Origin of the sequence: Streptomyces sp. HSW2009, from assembly GCF_040240285.1 — a bacterium.
GTDB lineage: Bacteria > Actinomycetota > Actinomycetes > Streptomycetales > Streptomycetaceae > Streptomyces.
The window spans coordinates 1-2,006 of record NZ_JBEHZD010000893.1 but is presented as its reverse complement, the minus strand read 5'-3'; the positions used below and the strand labels follow the sequence as shown (position 1 = coordinate 2,006).

Below are 2,006 nucleotides of genomic sequence, written 5' to 3'. Positions count from 1 at the left end.
CGGGTCCTCCGACTCGGCCGCCGCGATGGTGACCACCTCAAGGCCGCCGAAGGCGAAGACCACCGCCAGCACCCCGGCGCCCCCCCCGCCCCCCCCCACCGGCCGGGCGCCGCCCGGGCCGGGACGCGGGCCGGCGTGGCCACCCTGGCCGCCGCCGCCCTGCGGACGCGGACCGCCCTGGCTCTGACCGCCGGGGCCGGGGCGCGGACCACCCGGGCGCGGGGCCTGCGGGCGGGACATGCCGGTGCTGCCACCGGAGGTGAAGGGGTTGTTACCCGGACGCGGGCCCGAGGGGCGCCCGCCCGGACGGGGCGCGCCGCCCTGGCCGCCGGGGCGCGGGGCACCGGAGCGACCGCCGCCCTGCCCCTGACCGCCCTGACCGGGCGCGGAGGGCCGACCACCGGGGCGCGGGCCCGGCGTCGCGCCGGGCTTGGCACCACTGGGCTTGGCGGGCACGGGGGTGGCCGCCGGCGGCGCGGTGAACTCCGGCTGCGCGGGCGCGGCCGGTGCCGCGGGGGCCGGCGTCGGGCGCGGGCCCGGTGTCGGGGCCTTCGGGCCCGGAGTGGGGCGCGGACCCGGCGTGGGGGCCGCACCCGTGCTGCCCACGGGGCCGCTCGGCGCCGGCTTGGGGCCGGGCGCTGGGGGCTTCGGGGCAGCGGGACGGGCCGCCTGCGGAGACGGCGCAGACGGCTTGGCGGGCGACGCCTTGCGCGGCGCCGCGGGCTTGCCAGCGGAACGGCCGGAACCGTTGCCCTGCTGGAAAGCGTCAGTCAACTTGCGTACAACCGGCGCCTCGATCGTCGAGGACGCCGAACGTACGAATTCACCGAGTTCAGTGAGCTTGGCCATGACGACCTTGCTCTCAACGCCGAACTCCTTGGCGAGTTCGTATACCCGGACCTTAGCCACATCGCTCCTTTTAGGTCCGGGGTTGACCGCCGGACCGTCGCTACTTCATGGGCGTACTCATCGCGTACTCATCGAGTGCTCATCGCAATCTCGACCTACTTCCAACTCGCGAGGTACCTGATCGCACGGTGTCCCGTGCCGTACTTCCAACTCTTACGGTGTTACCCGTTCGACGTACCGACTCAAGGCCGTCGTGTCGAGCGGGCCCTGGACCCGGAAGGCCCTGGGAAACGCCCGGCGGCGAACCGCCAGGTCGTAACAGACCTGTGTCGGGTGCATGTGCGCACCCCGGCCGGGCAGCGTACCGCGCTGGTCGGGAACGCAGTCGTTCCCAGCCACCACGATGCGCAGTAGTTCGTCCTTGGTCGCGCGCTCCCGGCATCCCACACAGGTTCGCTCAGGGCATGCGCTGACGCGCGTCCGGCCAGACACTGTTTTAGTCTACCTCCCCGCGCCGACCCCACCCGTTTAGGGCAACGATCGAACGGTCGCTTGTCATCCTGCTCCGCAGATCCCATCGACCACGCGATGGTGACCCTGTGTTCCTGCCGACGCACGGTGCGCGAGTAGCGCTGCCACGATAGGTGCTACGCACCGCTCCGTGCTTCGCACTGCGTGCCCCGTCCGCCTCTCGCTCCGTGCTGCCTCGCGCACGCGCGCGAGGCTCCGTGCTCCGTGCTCCGTGCTCCGTGCTCCGTGCTCCGTGCTCCGTGCTCCGTGCTCCGTGCTCCGTGCTCCGTGCTCCGACGAGAGGGTCGCCCGGTGGGCGGGGCTCGGGCACCAGTCGTGCTGCTTGATTCGGGTACGGGCCCGGGGCCACGGGGCGGTAGCGGCTCCCTCCGCGCCCACGCACCCAGGCTCTGTCCAGGTCCGCATCACCAGAAGACTGTGTCCGACGCCACGAAGCCGTACGGGGTGGAGCGGACGGCGCCGTACGGAACGGAGCTCCGTGCGGAGCCTTCTAGAGGGTGCGGTGACGCACCACGACGAGGCCGCTCTACACACCGCCCCGCCACCGTACCGTTGGCTCCGTTGGCTCCGTTGGCTCCGTTGGCTCCGTTGGCTCCGTTGGCTCCGTTGGCTCCGTTGGCTCCGTT

At 72.9% G+C, this 2,006-nt stretch carries 2 protein-coding genes; both read right to left on the bottom strand.

Annotated elements, in window-relative coordinates; all coding sequences use genetic code 11:
- A partial coding sequence (locus tag AAHZ94_RS33310) for a translation initiation factor IF-2 N-terminal domain-containing protein (RefSeq protein WP_349997435.1) occupies window positions 1–909 on the bottom strand: 909 nt, incomplete at its 3' end.
- Between the two features lie 153 nt (window positions 910–1,062).
- Window positions 1,063–1,341: a YlxR family protein gene (locus tag AAHZ94_RS33305; RefSeq protein WP_349997434.1), complete on the bottom strand. Its 279-nt coding sequence runs from the start codon at window positions 1,339–1,341 to the stop codon at window positions 1,063–1,065.
- Window positions 1,342–2,006: the final 665 nt, after the last annotated feature.